The organism is Pseudomonas sp. SORGH_AS_0211 (assembly GCF_031453455.1).
In the GTDB taxonomy this organism is placed as follows: domain Bacteria; phylum Pseudomonadota; class Gammaproteobacteria; order Pseudomonadales; family Pseudomonadaceae; genus Chryseomonas; species Chryseomonas aestiva.
In genome coordinates, this window is sequence record NZ_JAVIZV010000001.1 from 766,022 (window position 1) to 783,386 (window position 17,365).

General features: G+C 65.8%; 16 protein-coding genes. 6 read left to right on the forward strand and 10 right to left on the reverse strand.

Annotated elements, in window-relative coordinates:
- The first annotated feature begins 41 nt into the window (after positions 1–41).
- From rng to tldD, 4 genes are all read left to right on the forward strand, one after another.
- Positions 42–1,496 (forward strand): ribonuclease G, encoded by a 1,455-nt coding sequence (gene rng / locus QE393_RS03460; protein WP_273808714.1) that lies wholly within the window; start codon positions 42–44, stop codon positions 1,494–1,496.
- Between the two features lie 12 nt (positions 1,497–1,508).
- Positions 1,509–5,339, forward strand: a complete 3,831-nt coding sequence (locus QE393_RS03465) for a YhdP family protein (RefSeq protein ID WP_310042128.1) — start codon at positions 1,509–1,511, stop codon at positions 5,337–5,339.
- Between the two features lie 58 nt (positions 5,340–5,397).
- Entirely contained in the window at positions 5,398–6,234 is an 837-nt protein-coding gene (locus tag QE393_RS03470; RefSeq protein WP_273808716.1) for a carbon-nitrogen hydrolase family protein, read from the forward strand.
- A 128-nt stretch (positions 6,235–6,362) separates the two neighbouring features.
- Positions 6,363–7,808: a metalloprotease TldD gene (gene tldD, locus QE393_RS03475; RefSeq protein ID WP_273808717.1), complete on the forward strand. Its 1,446-nt coding sequence runs from the start codon at positions 6,363–6,365 to the stop codon at positions 7,806–7,808.
- A 35-nt stretch (positions 7,809–7,843) separates the two neighbouring features.
- Here tldD and yjgA read toward each other — a convergent pair whose 3' ends face one another.
- Complete coding sequence (yjgA, locus tag QE393_RS03480; protein ID WP_273808718.1) at positions 7,844–8,368, reverse strand: ribosome biogenesis factor YjgA; 525 nt, start codon at positions 8,366–8,368, stop codon at positions 7,844–7,846.
- Positions 8,369–8,460: 92 nt separating this feature from the next.
- Here yjgA and pmbA point away from each other — a divergent pair, with 92 nt between their 5' ends.
- On the forward strand, positions 8,461–9,810 hold the full coding sequence (pmbA, locus tag QE393_RS03485; protein ID WP_310042131.1) for a metalloprotease PmbA: 1,350 nt from the start codon (positions 8,461–8,463) through the stop codon (positions 9,808–9,810).
- A 225-nt stretch (positions 9,811–10,035) separates the two neighbouring features.
- Positions 10,036–10,650: a superoxide dismutase gene (locus tag QE393_RS03490; protein WP_133859843.1), complete on the forward strand. Its 615-nt coding sequence runs from the start codon at positions 10,036–10,038 to the stop codon at positions 10,648–10,650.
- Between the two features lie 67 nt (positions 10,651–10,717).
- On the opposite strand, the gene QE393_RS03495 is transcribed toward QE393_RS03490, so the two are convergent.
- The 9 genes from QE393_RS03495 to QE393_RS03535 all read right to left on the reverse strand — a co-directional run bounded on the left by QE393_RS03495 (position 10,718) and on the right by QE393_RS03535 (position 17,246).
- Positions 10,718–10,990, reverse strand: coding sequence for an HPr family phosphocarrier protein (locus QE393_RS03495; protein WP_133859842.1), 273 nt, complete (start codon positions 10,988–10,990; stop codon positions 10,718–10,720).
- Between the two features lie 31 nt (positions 10,991–11,021).
- Positions 11,022–11,876, reverse strand: a complete 855-nt coding sequence (gene rapZ, locus QE393_RS03500; RefSeq protein ID WP_133859841.1) for an RNase adapter RapZ — start codon at positions 11,874–11,876, stop codon at positions 11,022–11,024.
- 1 nt (position 11,877) lies between these two features.
- Positions 11,878–12,342, reverse strand: a complete 465-nt coding sequence (gene ptsN, locus QE393_RS03505; RefSeq protein WP_273808720.1) for a PTS IIA-like nitrogen regulatory protein PtsN — start codon at positions 12,340–12,342, stop codon at positions 11,878–11,880.
- Positions 12,343–12,360: 18 nt separating this feature from the next.
- The gene (hpf, locus tag QE393_RS03510; protein ID WP_007159519.1) at positions 12,361–12,669 is read right to left on the reverse strand and encodes a ribosome hibernation-promoting factor, HPF/YfiA family; all 309 of its coding nucleotides are present in this window, start codon (positions 12,667–12,669) and stop codon (positions 12,361–12,363) included.
- Between the two features lie 91 nt (positions 12,670–12,760).
- A complete protein-coding gene (locus QE393_RS03515; RefSeq protein WP_273808721.1) occupies positions 12,761–14,260 on the reverse strand; it encodes an RNA polymerase factor sigma-54 in 1,500 nt (499 codons plus the stop codon).
- Positions 14,261–14,362: 102 nt separating this feature from the next.
- The gene (lptB, locus tag QE393_RS03520; RefSeq protein ID WP_017640054.1) at positions 14,363–15,091 is read right to left on the reverse strand and encodes an LPS export ABC transporter ATP-binding protein; all 729 of its coding nucleotides are present in this window, start codon (positions 15,089–15,091) and stop codon (positions 14,363–14,365) included.
- Positions 15,088–15,630, reverse strand: coding sequence for a lipopolysaccharide transport periplasmic protein LptA (lptA, locus tag QE393_RS03525; protein ID WP_007159516.1), 543 nt, complete (start codon positions 15,628–15,630; stop codon positions 15,088–15,090). Before lptA ends, lptB begins: the two co-directional genes overlap by 4 nt.
- The gene (lptC, locus tag QE393_RS03530) at positions 15,617–16,189 is read right to left on the reverse strand and encodes an LPS export ABC transporter periplasmic protein LptC (protein WP_007159515.1); all 573 of its coding nucleotides are present in this window, start codon (positions 16,187–16,189) and stop codon (positions 15,617–15,619) included. The genes lptA and lptC overlap by 14 nt, the downstream gene beginning before the upstream one ends.
- An 82-nt stretch (positions 16,190–16,271) precedes the next feature.
- Positions 16,272–17,246: a KpsF/GutQ family sugar-phosphate isomerase gene (locus QE393_RS03535; RefSeq protein ID WP_310042133.1), complete on the reverse strand. Its 975-nt coding sequence runs from the start codon at positions 17,244–17,246 to the stop codon at positions 16,272–16,274.
- Positions 17,247–17,365 lie beyond the last annotated feature (119 nt).

A 17,365-nucleotide genomic window follows, 5' to 3' on the forward strand; every position in this document is an offset into this window, starting at 1 on the left:
CGGTCCCCTTTCTGCCCTTCCACGTCGTCCAAGAGTCCTCCATGAGCGAAGAGATCCTCATCAACATCACTCCCATGGAGTCCCGTGTCGCCGTCGTGGAAAACGGTGTGCTGCAGGAGGTGCACGTAGAGCGCACCCTGAGACGCGGCATCGTCGGCAACATCTATCGCGGGCGGGTGGTGCGGGTGCTGCCGGGCATGCAGGCGGCCTTCATCGACATCGGCCTGGTGCGTGCGGCCTTCATCCACGCCGCCGAGATCTCCCAGCGCGAAGGTGCGGCGGTGGAAAGCATCAACGCCCTGGTACGCGAGGGCCAGACGCTGGTGGTGCAGGTCACCAAGGATCCCATAGGCACCAAGGGCGCCCGCCTCACTACCCACCTGTCGATCCCCTCGCGCTACCTGGTCTACATGCCGCGCACCTCCCACGTCGGCATCTCGCTGAAGATCGAGGACGAAGCCGAGCGCGAGCGCCTCAAGGCGATCATGGCGCGCTGCGTGGAGAGCGAGGGCATCGAGCACGAGGGCGGCTTCATCCTGCGCACCGCCGCCGAGGCGGCGCGCGAAGAAGACATCCTCGCCGACATCCGCTACCTGCGGCGGCTCTGGCAGCAGATCTCCGGAAACCTCCAGGGACCGACGCCGGTGCCCATCTACGAAGACCTGACCCTGGCCTTGCGCGCCCTGCGCGATCTGGTCGGGCCGCGCACGGAAAAGATCCGCGTCGACAGTCGCGAGAATTTCCAGCGCATCGGCCAGTTCGTCGAGGAGCTGATGCCCGAGGTGGCGACGCGGCTGGAGCACTATCCGGGCGAGCGGCCGATCTTCGACCTCTATGGCGTGGAAGACGAGATCCAGAAGGCCCTGGAGCGTAAGGTGCTGCTCAAGTCCGGTGGCTATCTGGTGATCGACCCCACCGAGGCCATGACCACCATCGACGTCAACACCGGCGCCTTCGTCGGCCATCGCAATCTGGAAGAGACCATCTTCAAGACCAATCTGGAGGCGGCCACCGCCATCGCCCGCCAGCTGCGGCTGCGCAATCTCGGCGGCATCATCATCATCGACTTCATCGACATGGAAGACGAAGAGCACCAGCGCCAGGTGATCCGTACCCTGGAAAAGCAGCTCGAACGCGACCATGCCAAGACCAACATCATCGGCATCACCGAACTGGGCCTCTTGCAGATGACCCGCAAGCGCACCCGCGAGAGCCTGTCCCAGGTGCTCTGCGAGCCCTGCGCCAACTGCCAGGGGCGCGGCATCCTGCGCACCGCCGAGACGATCTGCTACGAGATCTTCCGCGAGATCCTGCGCGAGGCGCGGGCCTACCAGGCCAATTCCTACCTGGTGCTGGCCAACCAGAAGGTGGTGGATCGGCTGCTGGACGAGGAATCGGGCAACGTCGCCGATCTCGAGGCCTTCATCGGCCGCACCGTCAAATTCCAGGTCGAGACCATGTATTCCCAGGAGCAGTACGATGTCGTGCTGCTCTAGGTCCGGGTCTTGATGTCCCTGCTCAAACGCGGCGCGCTGGGTCTGGCGCTGCTGGTGCTCGTCCTGTTGACGCTCTACCTCGGCCTGGGGCGGTTGCTCATGCCCTGGGTCGGCGAATACCGCGATGAAGTCGAGTCACGCGCTGCGGCGGTGCTCGGCGAGCCGGTGCGCCTGGGCCGGCTCGAAGGACGCTGGGCCCGCTGGAATCCGGTGCTGATCCTGCGCGATCTGTCCCTGGGTCGCGGCGAGGGCATGGTGCAGCTGGATCATCTCCAGGTGGTGCCGGATGTCTTCGGCAGCCTCTGGCATCGTCAGCTGCGGCTCAAGTCCGTGCAGGTCGATGGCGTCCATCTGGTCCTGCAGGAAGACGCCCAGGGGCATTGGCAATTGCGCGGCCTGCCGCCGCGAGCGCCGGATGCCAAGCCCTTCGATCCGGGTCCGCTGCTCGATGGCCTGGCACGTCTGGGCCATGCCAGTCTGCTGGACAGCCAGCTCAGCCTGATTCCCCAGCAGGGTTCGCCGGTGACCCTGAGGTATGCCGAGGCCAGTCTGTCCCGGCAGCTCAGCGGCGCCCTGGAACTGGCGACCCGTTTCCGGCTGCCCGACGGTGGCACGGTAGCGGCGCACTTCACCGCCATGCCGCGTCCCGAAGACTGGCGTGCCAGTACCGTCGAAGGCTATCTCAGCCTGCCCGCCAGCGATTGGTCCCGCTGGGTGCCGGCGGCCCTGACCCGGCAGTGGCAACTGCGGCGTGCCCAGGCGGAAGGCGAGCTCTGGTTCGCCTGGGCCGAAGGTCGACTAGAGCGCTCGCACCTGCGCCTGAAGGCGGATGAATTGACGCTCGCCTATGCCGATCATCCTCCGGTGCGCCTGCAGGGCCTGACCCTGGACGCCGACCAGCAGGCCGGTGACGCCAGCCAGTACCGTGGAGCCCTGGCGCTCAAGGCCCAGCTCGACGGCAAGCCGCTGGAGGCCCGCTATGGCCTGGGCTATGACAGCACCGCCCAGCACCTGCAGGTGCGCGGCGACCAGCTGGATCTCAGGCAGGCCGCCAGGCTGGCGCGGGACCTGGCGCCCCTGCCGGCGCCGGTCGCCCAGGCGCTCCAGGCCCTGGCGCCCCATGGCCAGTTGCGCAACCTCAACGCCGACTTCTATCCGCAGAAGCCGCTGCGCGAGCGCCTGACCTATGCGGCCAACCTGGAACGGGTGGGCTTTGCCGCCTATCACGGCGCCCCGGCCGCCGAGGGCGTCACCGGCAGCCTGAGCGGCAGCCTGGGCGGTGGCGAATTGCGCCTGGATACCACCGACTTCATGCTGCACCTGAGCGACCTCTTTCCCGAGCCCTGGCGCTATCGCACCGCCAGGGCGCGGCTGACCTGGAGTCTCGACGACCAGCGCTTCACCCTGGGCAGCGCCCTGATGCAGGTCACCGGGCCGGAAGGCGCCGCCAGTGGCGACATGCATATCCAGCTCGGCCTGCATCCCGAAGTGGACAGCTACATGGACCTGCGCGTCGGCCTCAAGGATGGCGACGCCAGCTACACCCGCAAGTACCTGCCGACCAAGCTGCCGGCCACGGATTTCAGCCCGGAGCTGGCCCAGTGGCTGACCACCGCCATCGTCGGCGGCCGCATCGACGAGGGCATCTACCAGTACCAGGGTTCGCTGCGCCACGGCTCGCCGGCGCACTCGCGCACCATGAGTCTGTTCTTCCGGGTGCACGACGCCCAGTTGGCCTACCAGCCCGGCTGGCCCGCCCTGCGCGAGGCGCGCGGCGATGTCTTCATCGAAAGCGACGGGGTCAAGGTGCAGTTCCCCGAAGGCCGCATCCTCGACACCCGGGTCAGGGACGTCGAGGCGCGCATTCCGCTGCTGCACGATGGCAGCGCACCCCACCTGCGGCTCAGCGCGCTACTCGACAGCAGCGTACGCGATGGCCTGAAGATCCTTCAGGAAACGCCGCTGCCGACCGCCAAGGTCTTTGCCGGCTGGAAGGGCGAGGGCGCGCTCGCCAACAGCAGCCTGAATCTGGACATCCCCCTGGCCAAGGGGCAGCCACCGGTGGTGGTGGTCGAGCTGACACCGGACAAGGCGCGCCTGGAGCTGGCCGATCCCCCGCTGACCCTCACCGAGCTGCGCGGCACCTTCCGCTACGACACCCGCAGCGGCCTCAGTGCCCCCGACATCCAGGCGCGGGTCTTCGATCAGCCCATTCGCGGTCAGGCGCTGGCCGAGGGTAAACCCGACGATCCGCGCACCCGGCTGGTGGTGGACGGCCGGGTCGACGTCGACCAGCTGGCGCGCTGGCTGGGCAGCGAAGGTCGGCCCATCCCGGCGCGTGGCCTGCTCGGCTATCGCCTCGGCCTGATCCTGGCCGAGCACAGCGAACTGGCGGTCACCTCGGATCTGCGCGGGGTGACCGTCGATCTGCCGGCGCCCTTCGGCAAACACGCCGACGAGGCGCGTGACGGCTTCTTCAGCCTGGCACTCAACGAGGGCGAGCGGCGGGTCGAGGCGACCTACAAGGGCCTCGCCGATGCCGTGCTGCTGCTCGACCCCAAGGCCATCGCCAAGGGCCGCGGCGAGATCGTGCTGGGCGGCGGCACCGCCAATCTGCCCACCGCCGCCGGCTACGACCTGCGCGGGCAATTGGCGGAATTCGATCTGGCCGCCTGGCAGGACATCTACCAGCGCTATGGCAGGGCGGGGAGCGGCGGCAGTGCAGGGCCGGGCGGTGGCAATACCCTGGACGTCTCCAGCCTCGGGCGGGGCGATCTCAACTTCGGGCGCTTCCTGGCGTTCGGGCAACAGATCGACAACCTGCGGCTCACCTATGAACCCCAGGGCTCTGCCTGGCAACTCGGCCTGGCCAGCCAGACCATCGCCGGCCAGGTGCGCATCCCGCGCCAGACCGGCCAGCCGATCGACATCAACCTGCAGCACCTACGCATTCCCCAGACGCCGGCGGATCCCTCGGTGGAAAGCGAGGCGCCGCGCCCCGATCCGCTGGCCGACGTCGATCCGCGCAGCCTGCCGGCGCTGAATCTGGTCATCGATCGCCTGGAGCTGGGTGGCCGTCTGGTGGGTGCCCAGCGCCTGCAGCTCAGGCCTTCGCCCTCGGGCGCCAACTTCAACGCCCTGGATCTCGACCTGCGGGGCCTCAAGGTACAGGGCGCGCTCCGCTGGGAAGGCGCGCCAGGTGCAACCCACAGCTACTACCAGGGCCGCCTCGCCGGCGGCAACATCGCCGATATCCTGCTGGGCTGGAATTTCGCCTCCAGCGTCACCAGTCGCGATTTCCGCCTGGATGCCCGGGTCGACTGGCCCGGCTCGCCAGCCTATGTCGCCCTGGCCCGGCTCAATGGCAGCCTCGATGCCCGCTTCAATGACGGCCAGTTGCGCCAGGTGGAAGGCACGGCCTCGGCGCTGCGCATCTTCGGTCTGCTCAATTTCGAATCCATCCGCCGCCGCCTGCGGCTGGATTTCTCCGATCTGTTCGGCAAGGGCCTGAGTTACGACAGCATCACCGGGGTGCTCGACGCCCAGCAGGGTGCCTTCCGCACCCGCAAGCCCATCAGCCTCAGCGGGCCGGGTGCCGAGATGAGTCTGCAAGGCCTGCTGGACATGGCCAGCAACCGGGTCGATGCCAACCTCAAGGTGGGGCTGCCGGTCAGCAACTCCCTGCCGCTGGCCGCGCTGATCGCTGGGGCGCCGGCCATCGGTGGCGCGCTGTTCATCGTCGATCGGCTGATCGGCGATCGCATCACGCGCATGGCCAGCATCAACTACCATATCGAAGGCCCCTGGCAGAATCCGACCATGACCACGGGCAAGCGCGATTGAGCATTGCCCTGCGGCCGCGCCGCTGCTTAGGATGGACGCTCCCTTCTGGAGTGCCTGCATGTCCATAGCCATCCTGCAGATGGTCAGCGGTCCCGCGGTGGCGGCCAATCTGCGCGCCGCCGAGCGACTGCTCGAACGCGCTGCCGGAGCGGGCGCGCGCCTGGCGGTGCTGCCGGAAAACTTCGTCGCCATCGGCCATCCAGCCCCTGCCGAACTGGCGCGGGCCGAGGCGCTGGGGCAGGGCGAGATCCTGCCCTGGCTCTCCGGTCGGGCGCGCGAGCTGGGGCTCTGGTTGCTCGCCGGTACCCTGCCGCTGCTGCCCGACGGCGCGACCGAGGGCAAGCCCTGTGCCTGTTCGCTGCTGTTCGACGACCAGGGTCGCCGCGTCGCCCGCTATGACAAGCTGCATCTCTTCGATGCCGACGTCAGCGACAGCCAGGGCAGCTATCGCGAATCCGATCACTATGCCGCCGGTGAGACCCTCACGGTGGTGGATACCCCGGTCGGCCGCCTGGGCCTGACCGTCTGCTACGACCTGCGCTTTCCCGAACTCTACGGCGCCCTGCGCGCCGCCGGTGCGGAGCTGATCAGCGCCCCCTCGGCCTTTACCGTGCCCACTGGCCAGGCCCATTGGGAGCTATTGCTGCGCGCCCGGGCGGTGGAGACCCAGAGCTACCTGCTGGGCGCCGCCCAGGGCGGTGTCCATGCCAATGGCCGCACGACGTGGGGCCACGCCATGGCCGTGGATCCCTGGGGCGAGGTGCTTGCCGTCCAGGCCAGTGGCGAGGCCGTGCTGCTCATCGAGCGCGATGCCGAGCGCCAGGGCCGATTGCGCCAGCGAATGCCCGTCATCCAGCACCGCCGCTTCGCGCCGGCGCGCCTGGCTGGCCACTAGGAGCCGAACGGCAATGGCGCCCATTGGTCTTTTGCATCAGGGATCAGTCACTTCCGCGAGTAGGCTAGAGGTCACCTCGCGACCCTTTCATCGTTCCGGCGCCCCTGTTGGCGTCGTTTGGAGTTTCCATGAGTGATTACCTGAATAGCGTCGGCTCGGCCCTGCTGGGCCCCGGCGGACTCGCGGTGGACGATCTGCAACCCGTGCTGCAGCGTCTGGCCGGGCCCGGCATCGACGCCGCCGACCTGTATTTCCAAAGCATCGTCTCCGAGTCCTGGCTGCTGGAGGATGGCATCGTCAAGGAAGGCGGTTTCCACCTCGACCAGGGCGTCGGGGTGCGGGCGCTGTCCGGCGAGAAGACCGGTTTCGCCTACAGCAACGCCATTACCGGCGAGGCCCTGGATCTGGCCGCCCAGGCCGCGCGTTCCATTTCCCGCAGCGGCGCCGAGGGCCAGGTCCAGGCGTTTCGCGCGGTGGAGCCGGCGCAGCGGCTCTATGGCCAGGACAATCCCCTCGAGGTGCTGGATCGCGCCACCAAGGTCAGCTTCCTGAAGCAGCTGGACGAGGCGACCCGCGCCCTGGACCCGCGTATCCAGCAGGTCACCATCAGCCTGGCCGGGGTCTGGGAGCGCACCCTGGTGGCCGCGGTCGACGGCACCCTGGCGGCCGACGTACGCCCGCTGGTACGCCTGGGCGTCAGTGTCATCGTCGAGCAGAACGGCCGCCGCGAGCGCGGCAACAGCGGCGGCGGCGGTCGCTGCGACTACCGCTATTTCCAGCGTGACGACCGCGCCCTGGGCTATGCCCGCGAAGCGGTGCGCCAGGCGCTGGTCAACCTCGAAGCCACCGCGGCCCCGGCGGGCACCCTGCCGGTGGTCCTGGGCGCCGGCTGGTCCGGCGTGCTGCTGCACGAGGCGGTCGGCCATGGCCTGGAAGGCGACTTCAACCGCAAGGGCAGCTCCAACTACAGCGGCCAGCTCGGTCGCCAGGTGGCGTCCTCGCTGTGCACCATCGTCGACGACGGTACCCTGCCGGATCGTCGCGGATCCCTGTCCATCGACGACGAGGGCACCCCCAGCGGCTATAACGTGCTGATCGAGAACGGCATCCTCAAGGGCTACATGCAGGACAAGCTCAACGCCCGGCTGATGGGCGTGGCGCCCACCGGCAACGGTCGCCGCGAATCCTATGCGCACCTGCCCATGCCGCGCATGACCAACACCTACATGCTGGCCGGCCAGAGCGATCCGGCCGAGATCATCGCCTCGGTGGAGAAGGGCATCTATTGCGCCAGCCTGGGCGGCGGTCAGGTGGACATCACCAGCGGCAAGTTCGTCTTCACCACCAACGAGGCCTATCTGATCGAGAACGGCAAGCTCGGTCGCCCGGTGAAGGGCGCCACCCTGATCGGCAACGGCCCCGAGGTCATGAACCGGGTGTCCATGGTCGGCAACGACCTGGCGCTGGATGCGGGGGTAGGGACCTGCGGCAAGGACGGCCAGTCACTGCCGGTGGGCGTGGGTCAGCCGACCCTGAAGATCGATGCCATCACCGTGGGCGGCACCGGCGCCTGATGCGGGCGCCGGCCGTGGCCATCGCGGACAGAGACCTAGCGCAGACCGCGCTGGCTCTCGTCGAGGGTGCGGATGTACTTGAACACCTTGCGCGCCGCCGCGGGCGGCTTGTTGTGCGCGGCCTCGTGCTGGGCATGCCGCACCAGGCCGCGCAAATGCTGGCGATCGGTTTCCGGATACAGCGCCACGAAGGCTTCCAGCGCCTGGTCGCCCTCGGCGATCAGGCGGTCGCGCCAGCGCTCCAGGGCATGGAAGCGCTCGTTGTACTGCCGCGTCGAGGTGTCCATCTGGTCGGCCAGCGCCAGGATGGCTTCCAGGTCCTGGTCGCGCATCAGTTTGCCCAGGTACTGGATATGCCTTTTGCGCGCGATGTGCGTCTTGTGCTTGGGCGCGTCGGCCAGGGCCTTGCGCAGCGGATCGGTCAGCGGCAGGCGGTCCAGCTGCTCGGCCGGCAGGCCGGCCAGGCGTTCGCCCAGATCCTGCAGCGCATGCAGCTCGCGCTTGACCTGTGTCTTGCTCTTTTCGCCCAGCGGCGCGTCGTCGTCGTAAGAATCAACCATGAACTATGGGGTCCAGCTAAGAATGGGCGCCATCATAACGAGTTGCCGCACGGTTGTCCGGCCTGGCCGGCGCCGTCCGTAAGGAGAACGTCATGAATCGCAACGCCGCCGTGGGTCCCGCCGCGCTCCCCGAATTGCGCGAACAGGTCGAGGCCATCCTGGCCGAGGCCCGGCGCCAGGGCGCCAGTGCCGGTGAAGTGGCCGTCTCGGTCGACCAGGGTCTGTCCACCTCGGTGCGCAAGGGCGAGGTGGAAACGGTCGAATTCAATCGCGACCAGGGCTTCGGTATCACCCTCTATGCCGGTCAGCGCAAAGGCTCGGCCAGCACCTCCGCCACCGGTCCCGAGGCGATCCGCGAAACCGTGGCCGCGGCCCTGGCCATCGCCAAGCACACCTCCGAGGATCCCTGCGCGGGCTTGGCCGACGCCGAGCTGATGGCGCGCGGCGAGCTGCCCGATCTCGACCTCTATCATCCCTGGGACATCACCCCCGAGCAGGCCATCGAGCAGGCCCTGGCCTGTGAAGCGGCGGCCTATGCCGCCGACAGTCGCATCGGCAACGCCGACGGCACCACCCTCAACACCCACCAGGGCTGCCGGGTGTACGGCAACAGCCACGGTTTCGTCGGCGGCTATGCCAGCACCCGCCACAGCCTGAGCTGCGTGATGATCGCCGGCAGTGGCGAGGCCATGCAGCGCGACTACTACTACGACGTCAACCGGATCGGCAGCGAGTTGATGAGTGCCGAGGAAATCGGCCGCCGCGCCGCCGAGCGTGCCGTGAGTCGCCTGGGCGCGCGGCCGGTGCCCACCGCCAAGGTCCCGGTGCTGTTTTCCCCGGAAATGGCGGCCGGTCTGTTTGGCACCTTTCTCGCCGCCATCTCCGGCGGCAACCTCTATCGCAAGTCGTCCTTCCTCGAAGGCGCCCTGGGCCAGCAGGTGTTTCCCGAGTGGCTGACCATGGATGAGCGGCCGCACCTGCCGCGCGCCCTGGGCAGTGCCGCCTTCGACGGCGAGGGGCTGGCCACCTACGCCAAGCCCTTCGTCGAGAACGGTCGCCTGGTGTCCTATGTGCTCGGCAGCTACTCCGCGCGCAAGCTGGGCATGCAGAGCACGGCCAATGCCGGCGGTGTGCACAACCTCCATGTCAGCCACGGCACGGCGGATCAGGCCGAACTGATCCGGCAGATGGGCACCGGCTTTCTGGTCACGGAAATGATGGGGCAGGGCACCAACCTGGTCACCGGTGACTATTCCCGTGGCGCGGGCGGCTTCTGGATCGAGAATGGCGAGATCCAGTTTCCGGTCCAGGAGGTCACCATCGCCGGACGGCTGGGCGACATGTTCCGCCAGGTCCTGGCCGTGGGCAGCGACGTGGAACGCCGCGGCAGTCTGCGCACCGGCTCGGTGTTGATCGATGGCATGACCCTGGCGGGCAGCTAGTTGCAGGTCGCCGCAGACGTCGTGGAAAGGAAAATCCTGTCGAACGGGAGACAGCCCACCCCGTTACTCGTTAGTATCCTAGCAATGCACTAGGACATAGCCGTGCGGTCGAATTCCGTGACCGGACGGCCCAGGCTTCAGACGGTGCGCCGTGGCGCACCAGCCGTACACCCCATCGCCCAAGGGCGATGGGTCCATACCAAAGCCACCATGGAGACAATCCGCATGCCGCATACTCTGCCTCAGCTGCCCTACGCCTACGACGCGCTGGAACCGCACGTCGATGCCCAGACCATGGAAATCCACCATACCAAGCATCACCAGACCTACATCAACAACCTGAACGCGGCGCTGGAAGGCACCGAGTTCGCCAACCTGTCGGCCGAAGACGTGGTTCGCCAGCTGGACAAGCTGCCCCAGGACAAGCGCGGCGCCGTGCAGAACAACGGTGGCGGCCATGCCAACCACAGCCTGTTCTGGACCGTGATGGCCCCCAACGCCGGTGGCAAGCCCGAAGGCGCCCTGGCCGAAGCCATCGAGTCCCAGCTGGGCGGCTTCGATGCCTTCAAGGAAGCCTTCACCAAGGCTGCCCTGACCCGCTTCGGCAGTGGCTGGGCCTGGCTGAGCGTCACCCCCGAGAAGAAGCTGGTGGTCGAGAGCACCGGCAACCAGGACAGCCCGCTGATGACCGGCAACACCCCGATCCTCGGCCTGGACGTCTGGGAGCACGCCTACTACCTGCGCTACCAGAACCGCCGTCCCGAGTACATCGGCGCCTTCTTCAACGTCATCAACTGGCCGGAAGTGACCCGTCGCTACGAAGCGGCGCTGAACGCCTGAGTCGACGCCCAATAAAAAAGCCGCCTTCGGGCGGCTTTTTTATTGGGCGATGCTGGAGCAGGGCCGATCACTCACCTTCGTCGAAGTAGTTGTTGATCAGCTCGACCAGGGCACGCATGGCCTCGTCGCTCTGTTCACCCTCGGTTTCCAGTTGCAGCACCGTGCCCTTGCCAGCGGCCAGCATCATGACCGCCATGATGCTCTTGCCATCCACGGGCGGCTCGCCACTGCGACCGACGCGAATGCTGGCAGGATAGCGGCCGGCCACGCCGACGAACTTGGCAGCCGCACGCGCGTGCAGGCCCAGCTTGTTGATGATGGTGATCTGTTGGGCAGGCATTGAGTCTGTCCTTGTCGAAACAAAACGGGCGTCAGAGATCGCGGTGACGAATCTGGACGTTCTTGAGCAGGTCTTTGAGTTCGCGACCCAGGCGATCGGCCAGATAGACCGAACGGTGATGACCACCGGTACAACCAATGGCCACGGTCACATAGGACCTGTTGTTGGCGGCAAAACGCGGCAGCCACTTCACCAGGTAATCGCGGATGTCATTGTACAGGGTCTCTACCTCGGGCTGTTGCTCGAGATAGTCGCGTACCGGCGCATCCAGTCCGGAAAAGTCGCGCAGGTCCGGTTTCCAGTAGGGATTTGGCAGGAAGCGCACATCGAACACCATGTCCGCGTCCACCGGCAGCCCGCGCTTGAAGCCAAAGGATTCCACCAGGTAGGCGGTACCGGGCTCCGGCGCGTTCAGCAGGCGCAACTTGAGGATGTCGCGCAGCTGATAGAGATTCAGGTGGGTGGTGTCGATCTTCAGGTCGGACAGGTCGGCGATGGGCGACAGCAGCACCTGTTCGTCGTGAATGGCCTCGGCCAGGGACCTTTCCTGGTTCGACAGCGGATGCCGGCGGCGCGTCTCGGAAAAGCGCTTGAGCAGCGCCTGGTCATCGGCATCCAGGTAGAGGACGTCGCAGCGGATGTTGCGACTGCGCACCTGTTCGAGCAATTCGGGAAAGCGTTGCAACTGACTGGGCAGGTTGCGCGCATCGATGGACAGGGCGACCTTGGGCTGGGGGCGCTCCATGTCGGTCAGCGCATGCTGGGCCAGATCGGGCAGCAGGCTGGCCGGCAGGTTGTCGATGCAATAGAAGCCATTGTCCTCAAGCACGTTGAGCGCCGTACTCTTGCCCGACCCGGAACGTCCGCTCACGATGATGAGGTGCATGTCAGTGTCCGCTCTGGGCCTCGACGACGATCTGATAGAGCGCCTGACTGTCCCTGGCCTTGCGCAGCCGCTCGCGGATGTCGGCGCGATCGAGGATGCCGGCGATCTGGCGCAGCAGCGTGAGGTGCTGCTCGGTGGCGGCTTCCGGCACCAGCAGGACGAACACCAGATCTACCGGCGCACCGTCCAGGGAGTCGAAGTCGACCGGTTGCTGCAGGTGGAAGAGCACGCACAGCGGTTGTTGCAGACCCGCCAGGCGGCAGTGGGGAATGGCAATGCCGTTACCGAAACCGGTCGAGCCCAGGCGCTCGCGCGCCATCAGGCATTCATGGATGTGCGCCGCGTCGTGGCCGGGCAGTTCCTGCGCGGCCAGTTCGGCGATGCGTTCCAGTACAGCGGCTTTGCTGCCACCCGGCGCATCCGTCTGGGTGCGGCCGGGGGTCAGGATGTTTTCGAGTCTGATCATAAAGCGGCGATCGAAACCTCAGCGGACGCCGACGCCCTGCTGGCGTTCGATCGATTTTTCCTTGTGTTTAATCAGTTGGCGGTCGAGCTTGTCGGCCAGGAGATCGATGGCGGCATACATGTCGTCGTGCTCGGCATTGGCAACCACCGCGGCGCCGGCGACGTGCAGGGTGGCTTCGGCTTTCTGCTTGAGCTTGTCCACTTCCAGGATGACCTGGACGTTGGTGATACGGTCGAAGTGCCGTTCGAGGCGGGCGAGTTTCTCGCCGATGTAGTCACGCAGGGCTTCTGTCACTTCAAGCTGATGGCCACTGATGTTGACTTGCATACCGCTTCTCCTTATTGCCGGGCTGCGATCGGCGAAGCTGCTCGCCGACATGACACGGGTCGAACGAAGCACGGTCACACATCAGGACGCGTCAGATGAGACGCTTGCGTTCGCTGGACGGAGCGATACCCAGGGATTCCCGATACTTAGCCACCGTGCGACGAGCGACTTGTATACCTTGCGATTCCAGTAAACCAGCGATCTTGCTGTCACTCAACGGCTTTTTCGCGTTTTCCGCCGCCACCAATTTCTTGATGATCGCGCGGATCGCGGTGGAGGAGCATTCGCCCCCCTCGGCGGTGCTGACGTGGCTGGAGAAGAAATACTTGAGTTCGTAGATGCCACGCGGGGTGTGCATGAACTTCTGGGTGGTCACCCGGGAGATGGTCGACTCGTGCATGCCCACCGCCTCGGCGATGTCATGCAGGACCAGCGGCTTCATGGCCTCTTCGCCGTATTCGAGAAAACCGCGCTGGTGCTCGACGATCTGAGTCGCCACCTTCATCAGGGTCTCGTTGCGGCTCTGCAGGCTCTTGATGAACCAGCGCGCTTCCTGCAGCTGGTTGCGCATGTAGGTGTTGTCGGCGCTGCTGTCGGCACGCTTGACGAAGCCGGCGTACTGGGGATTGACCCGCAGGCGCGGCACGGCTTCCTGATTGAGCTCCACCAGCCAGCGCTCGTTGTGCTTGCGGACGATGACGTCCGGCACCACGTATTCGGCTTCGCCGGATTCGATCTGCGAGCCGGGACGCGGATGCAGGGTCTGGATCAGTTCGATGACGGGCTTGAGCTCGTCTTCCTTGATCTTCATGCGCCGCATCAGCTGCGCATAGTCGCGGCTGCCGAGCAGATCGAGGTAGTCGCTGACCAGGCGCCTGGCCTCGCCGAGGAGGGGGAGGTTGGCCGGTAGCTGGGCCAGCTGGATCAGCAGGCATTCGCGCAGGTTGCGAGCGGCGACACCGGCCGGCTCGAATTGCTGGACGCGTCTGAGGACCACCTCGACTTCATCGAGATCGACTTCCAGCTCGGGATCCAGCGAAGCATGGATGTCTTCGAGGCTTTCCTGCAGATAGCCGTCGGTATCGATGCCGTCGATGATCGCTACGGCGATCAGGCGATCGAGATCCGACATGGGTGCCAGGTTGAGCTGCCAGAGCAGGTGGGTCTGCAGGCTCTCGCCCGCCGAGGTGCGAGTGGTGAAGTCCCACTCGTCGTCGTCATTGCTGGGCAGGCTGCTGGCACTGGTCTGGTAGATGTCTTCCCAGGCGGTATCGACCGGCAGCTCGCTGTCGCTGGGGATGCGCTCGCTCCACTCGGATTCGTCGGCCATCTCGTTGGTGGCGACCGAAGTTTCCTTGAAGGTGGTTTCCATGTTGCCCGAGCCTGAGCTCTCATCGCCTTCGCTCGAGGCTTCGCTCTGGTCGAAGTCTTCACCTTCTTCCTGGCGTTCCAGCATCGGGTTGGACTCCAGGGCTTCCTGGATTTCCTGCTGCAAGTCGAGCGTCGAGAGCTGAAGCAGACGTATGGCTTGTTGCAGCTGCGGCGTCATCGTCAGCTGCTGGCCCATCTTGAGGACTAGCGATGGTTTCATGGCTGCGGAAATACACCTTGTCTACCGACGCGAACAGCGCCACCGAACCTCGCGAACCCTGCGAGCGTTAGCAAATTATATGCCTTGTTTCCCCGGGTTTGCCTAGAGGCGGAATTCGTGGCCCAGATAGACTTCCTTGACCAGGTCGTTGGCGAGGACTTCCTCGGCGGTACCCTCGGCGATGAGCTGGCCGTCGTTGACGATATAGGCCGTTTCGCAGATGGTCAGGGTTTCCCGGACATTGTGGTCGGTGATGAGCACACCGATGCCCTTGGCCTTGAGGTGGCGAATGATCTGCTTGATGTCGCCCACCGAGATGGGGTCCACACCGGCGAAGGGTTCGTCCAGCAGGATGAACTTGGGTGCGGTGGCGAGGGCGCGAGCGATCTCGACGCGGCGTCTTTCGCCACCCGACAGGCTCATGCCGCGATTGTCGCGGATATGGGTGATGTGGAATTCCTGCAGCAGGCTTTCCAGCTCGCGCAGGCGACCGGCCTTGTCCAGGTCCTTGCGGGTTTCCAGGATGCCGAGGATGTTGTCGGCCACGGTCAGCTTGCGAAAGATCGAGGCTTCCTGCGGCAGGTAGCCGATCCCGGCGCGGGCCCGGCCATGCATGGGCAGGGCGGTGACATCCTGATCGTCGATCAGCACGCGACCCTGATCGGCCTTGACCAGGCCGACGATCATGTAGAAACAGGTGGTCTTGCCGGCGCCGTTCGGACCTAGCAGGCCGACGATCTGACCGCTGTCGATGCTGACGCTGACGTCGCGAACGACCTGACGACCCTTGTAGCTCTTGGCCAGATGCTGGGCTTTGAGCGTGACCGTCATTGTCCCTGCCCCGACTGCTGCTGATCCTTGGGCTGGATGACCATGTCGATGCGCGGCCGTGGCGTGGTGACCTTGCTGCCATTGGCGCGCCCGGCGTTGACGATCTGGCGCTGGGTGTCGTAGACGATCTTCTCACCTTCGAAGGTGTTGCCCTGTTGGACCACCTTGGCCTGATCGATCAGGATGATGCGATTTTCCTGGGCGAAATACTGGATCGTCAGACCATAGGCCTTGACGATGTCCTTGTCTGCCGAGGGCTTCTGCTCGTAGTAGGCCGGTTTGCCCACTGCGGTGGCGACCTTGATGTTGCCCTGGTTGTCCTGGGTCAAGGTCACCGTGTTGCCGGTGATCTTCATGCTGCCCTGGGTGATGACCACGTCTCCGCGGTACACGGCCACGCCCTGCTTGTCGTCGAGCTCGGCGCTATCGGCCTGCACGCGGATCGGCTGGGTGCGATCGGTCGGCAGGGCCCAAGCCGCGGCACTGCCAAAGGTGGCGCCGAGGGTGAACAGGAAGGGGAGGGTTTTAACGAACCTCATGCTGGCCTCTTACGTTGGACAGCAGGAGCATTCTGCCGTCTTCTAGATACGCTTTCATGCCATTGGCCGTGGTCACCCCATTGGCGGCCTCGATTCTAACGGCTTGCTCGGTTTGCGCATATTGTTTGTCAGGAAAGACGGTCATGCGGGTGGTGGTCAACACCACCGGGCGGCCTTTTTCATCGGTACGCTCGACGCGCACGTCATCGATCAGCTCCGCCTGACTGCCACCGGGGGCGACCTCGGCGCGGGCACTGCGAATGTGCCAGGGATAGTCGGTACCGCGAAAGGCCAGCATGTCGGGCCGGGTCACCAGGGTGACGTCGGTCGCCTTGACGTGTTCGCTGCGCTCGGCCTTGAGTTCGTACTGGATCTTGCCGTCCAGGCGATACTGGATCGTCCGGGTATTGAGGGCATAGCCGTCGATGGCGCTGTCTTGCGGGGTCGACGAGGCCGGAGCATCGACGAAGCGCTGCGGCAGGATGTTCCAGTAGCCGATCGCGATGAGCGCGGCGGCGATCAGGACCAACAGCACGGGGCGGCGCAAGCTGCGAAACATGAGGGTACCTGTGGTGGGCCGCACCAGGGGCGGCGGGTTGAACACGAGATTGCGGCGTATTAGTCGGGCAGTATAACCCGGCCTACAGCACCCCGGCGCGTAGCAGGTCACCCATGTTGAGGGCGCCGATCGGCCGGCGCTCGTCATCGATCACCACCAGCGCGTTGATCTTGTGCTCCTCCATGATCTTCAGCGCCTCGGCGGCGAGCATCTGCGCCCTGGCGGTTCGACCGCCACGGGTCATCACGGTTGCGATCGCCGTGGTGCGCACGTCGATGCCGCGATCCAGGGCGCGACGCAGATCGCCGTCGGTGAAGATGCCGGCCAGACGACCATCGGTGCCGAGCACGCTGGTCATGCCCAGTCCCTTGCGCGACATCTCCAGCAGGGCATCGGACACCAGGGTGTCTTCGCTGACCTGCGGCAGGTCGACGCCGGCATGCATGACGTTTTCCACCTTGAGCAGCAGGCGCCGACCCAGGGCGCCGCCCGGGTGGGAAAAGGCGAAGTCCTCGGCGGTGAAGCCGCGGGCCTCGAGCAGGGCGATGGCCAGGGCGTCGCCCAGCACCAGGGCGACGGTGGTGGAGGAGGTGGGTGCCAGATTGAGCGGGCAGGCCTCGGTGGCGACGCTGGTATCCAGATTGACGTCCGCGGCCTTGGCCAGCGGCGAGGCGGGATTGCCGGCGAAGCTGATCAGCGGGACGCCGAGGCGCTTGATCAGTGGCAGCAGGGTCAGGATCTCGCTGGAGGTGCCCGACTGGGAGATGGCGATGATGACGTCATCGCGGGTGATCATGCCCATGTCGCCATGGCTGGCTTCGGCCGGGTGCACGAAGAAGGCCGGACTGCCGGTGCTGGCCAGGGTCGCGGCGATCTTGTTGCCGACATGCCCGGACTTGCCCATGCCCAGGACCACGATCCGCCCGCGGCAGGCGAGCAGGCGGCGACAGGCGGCGGCAAAGCTTTCGTCGATGCGTTCGCCCAGGGCGGCCACTGCCGCTCGCTCTACATCTATGGTGCGCTTGGCGGAAGCGATGAAATCTATTGAGTCGGGCATGGGTCAGAAGGCAGGTGACGGGACAATCGGAAATTATATGCGCAAAGCCGCGACACTCAGCAACGTCGCCCGCAGTTCAGGCGTCTCATCGGCAACGAATGCTATAGTGCCGCCCTTTT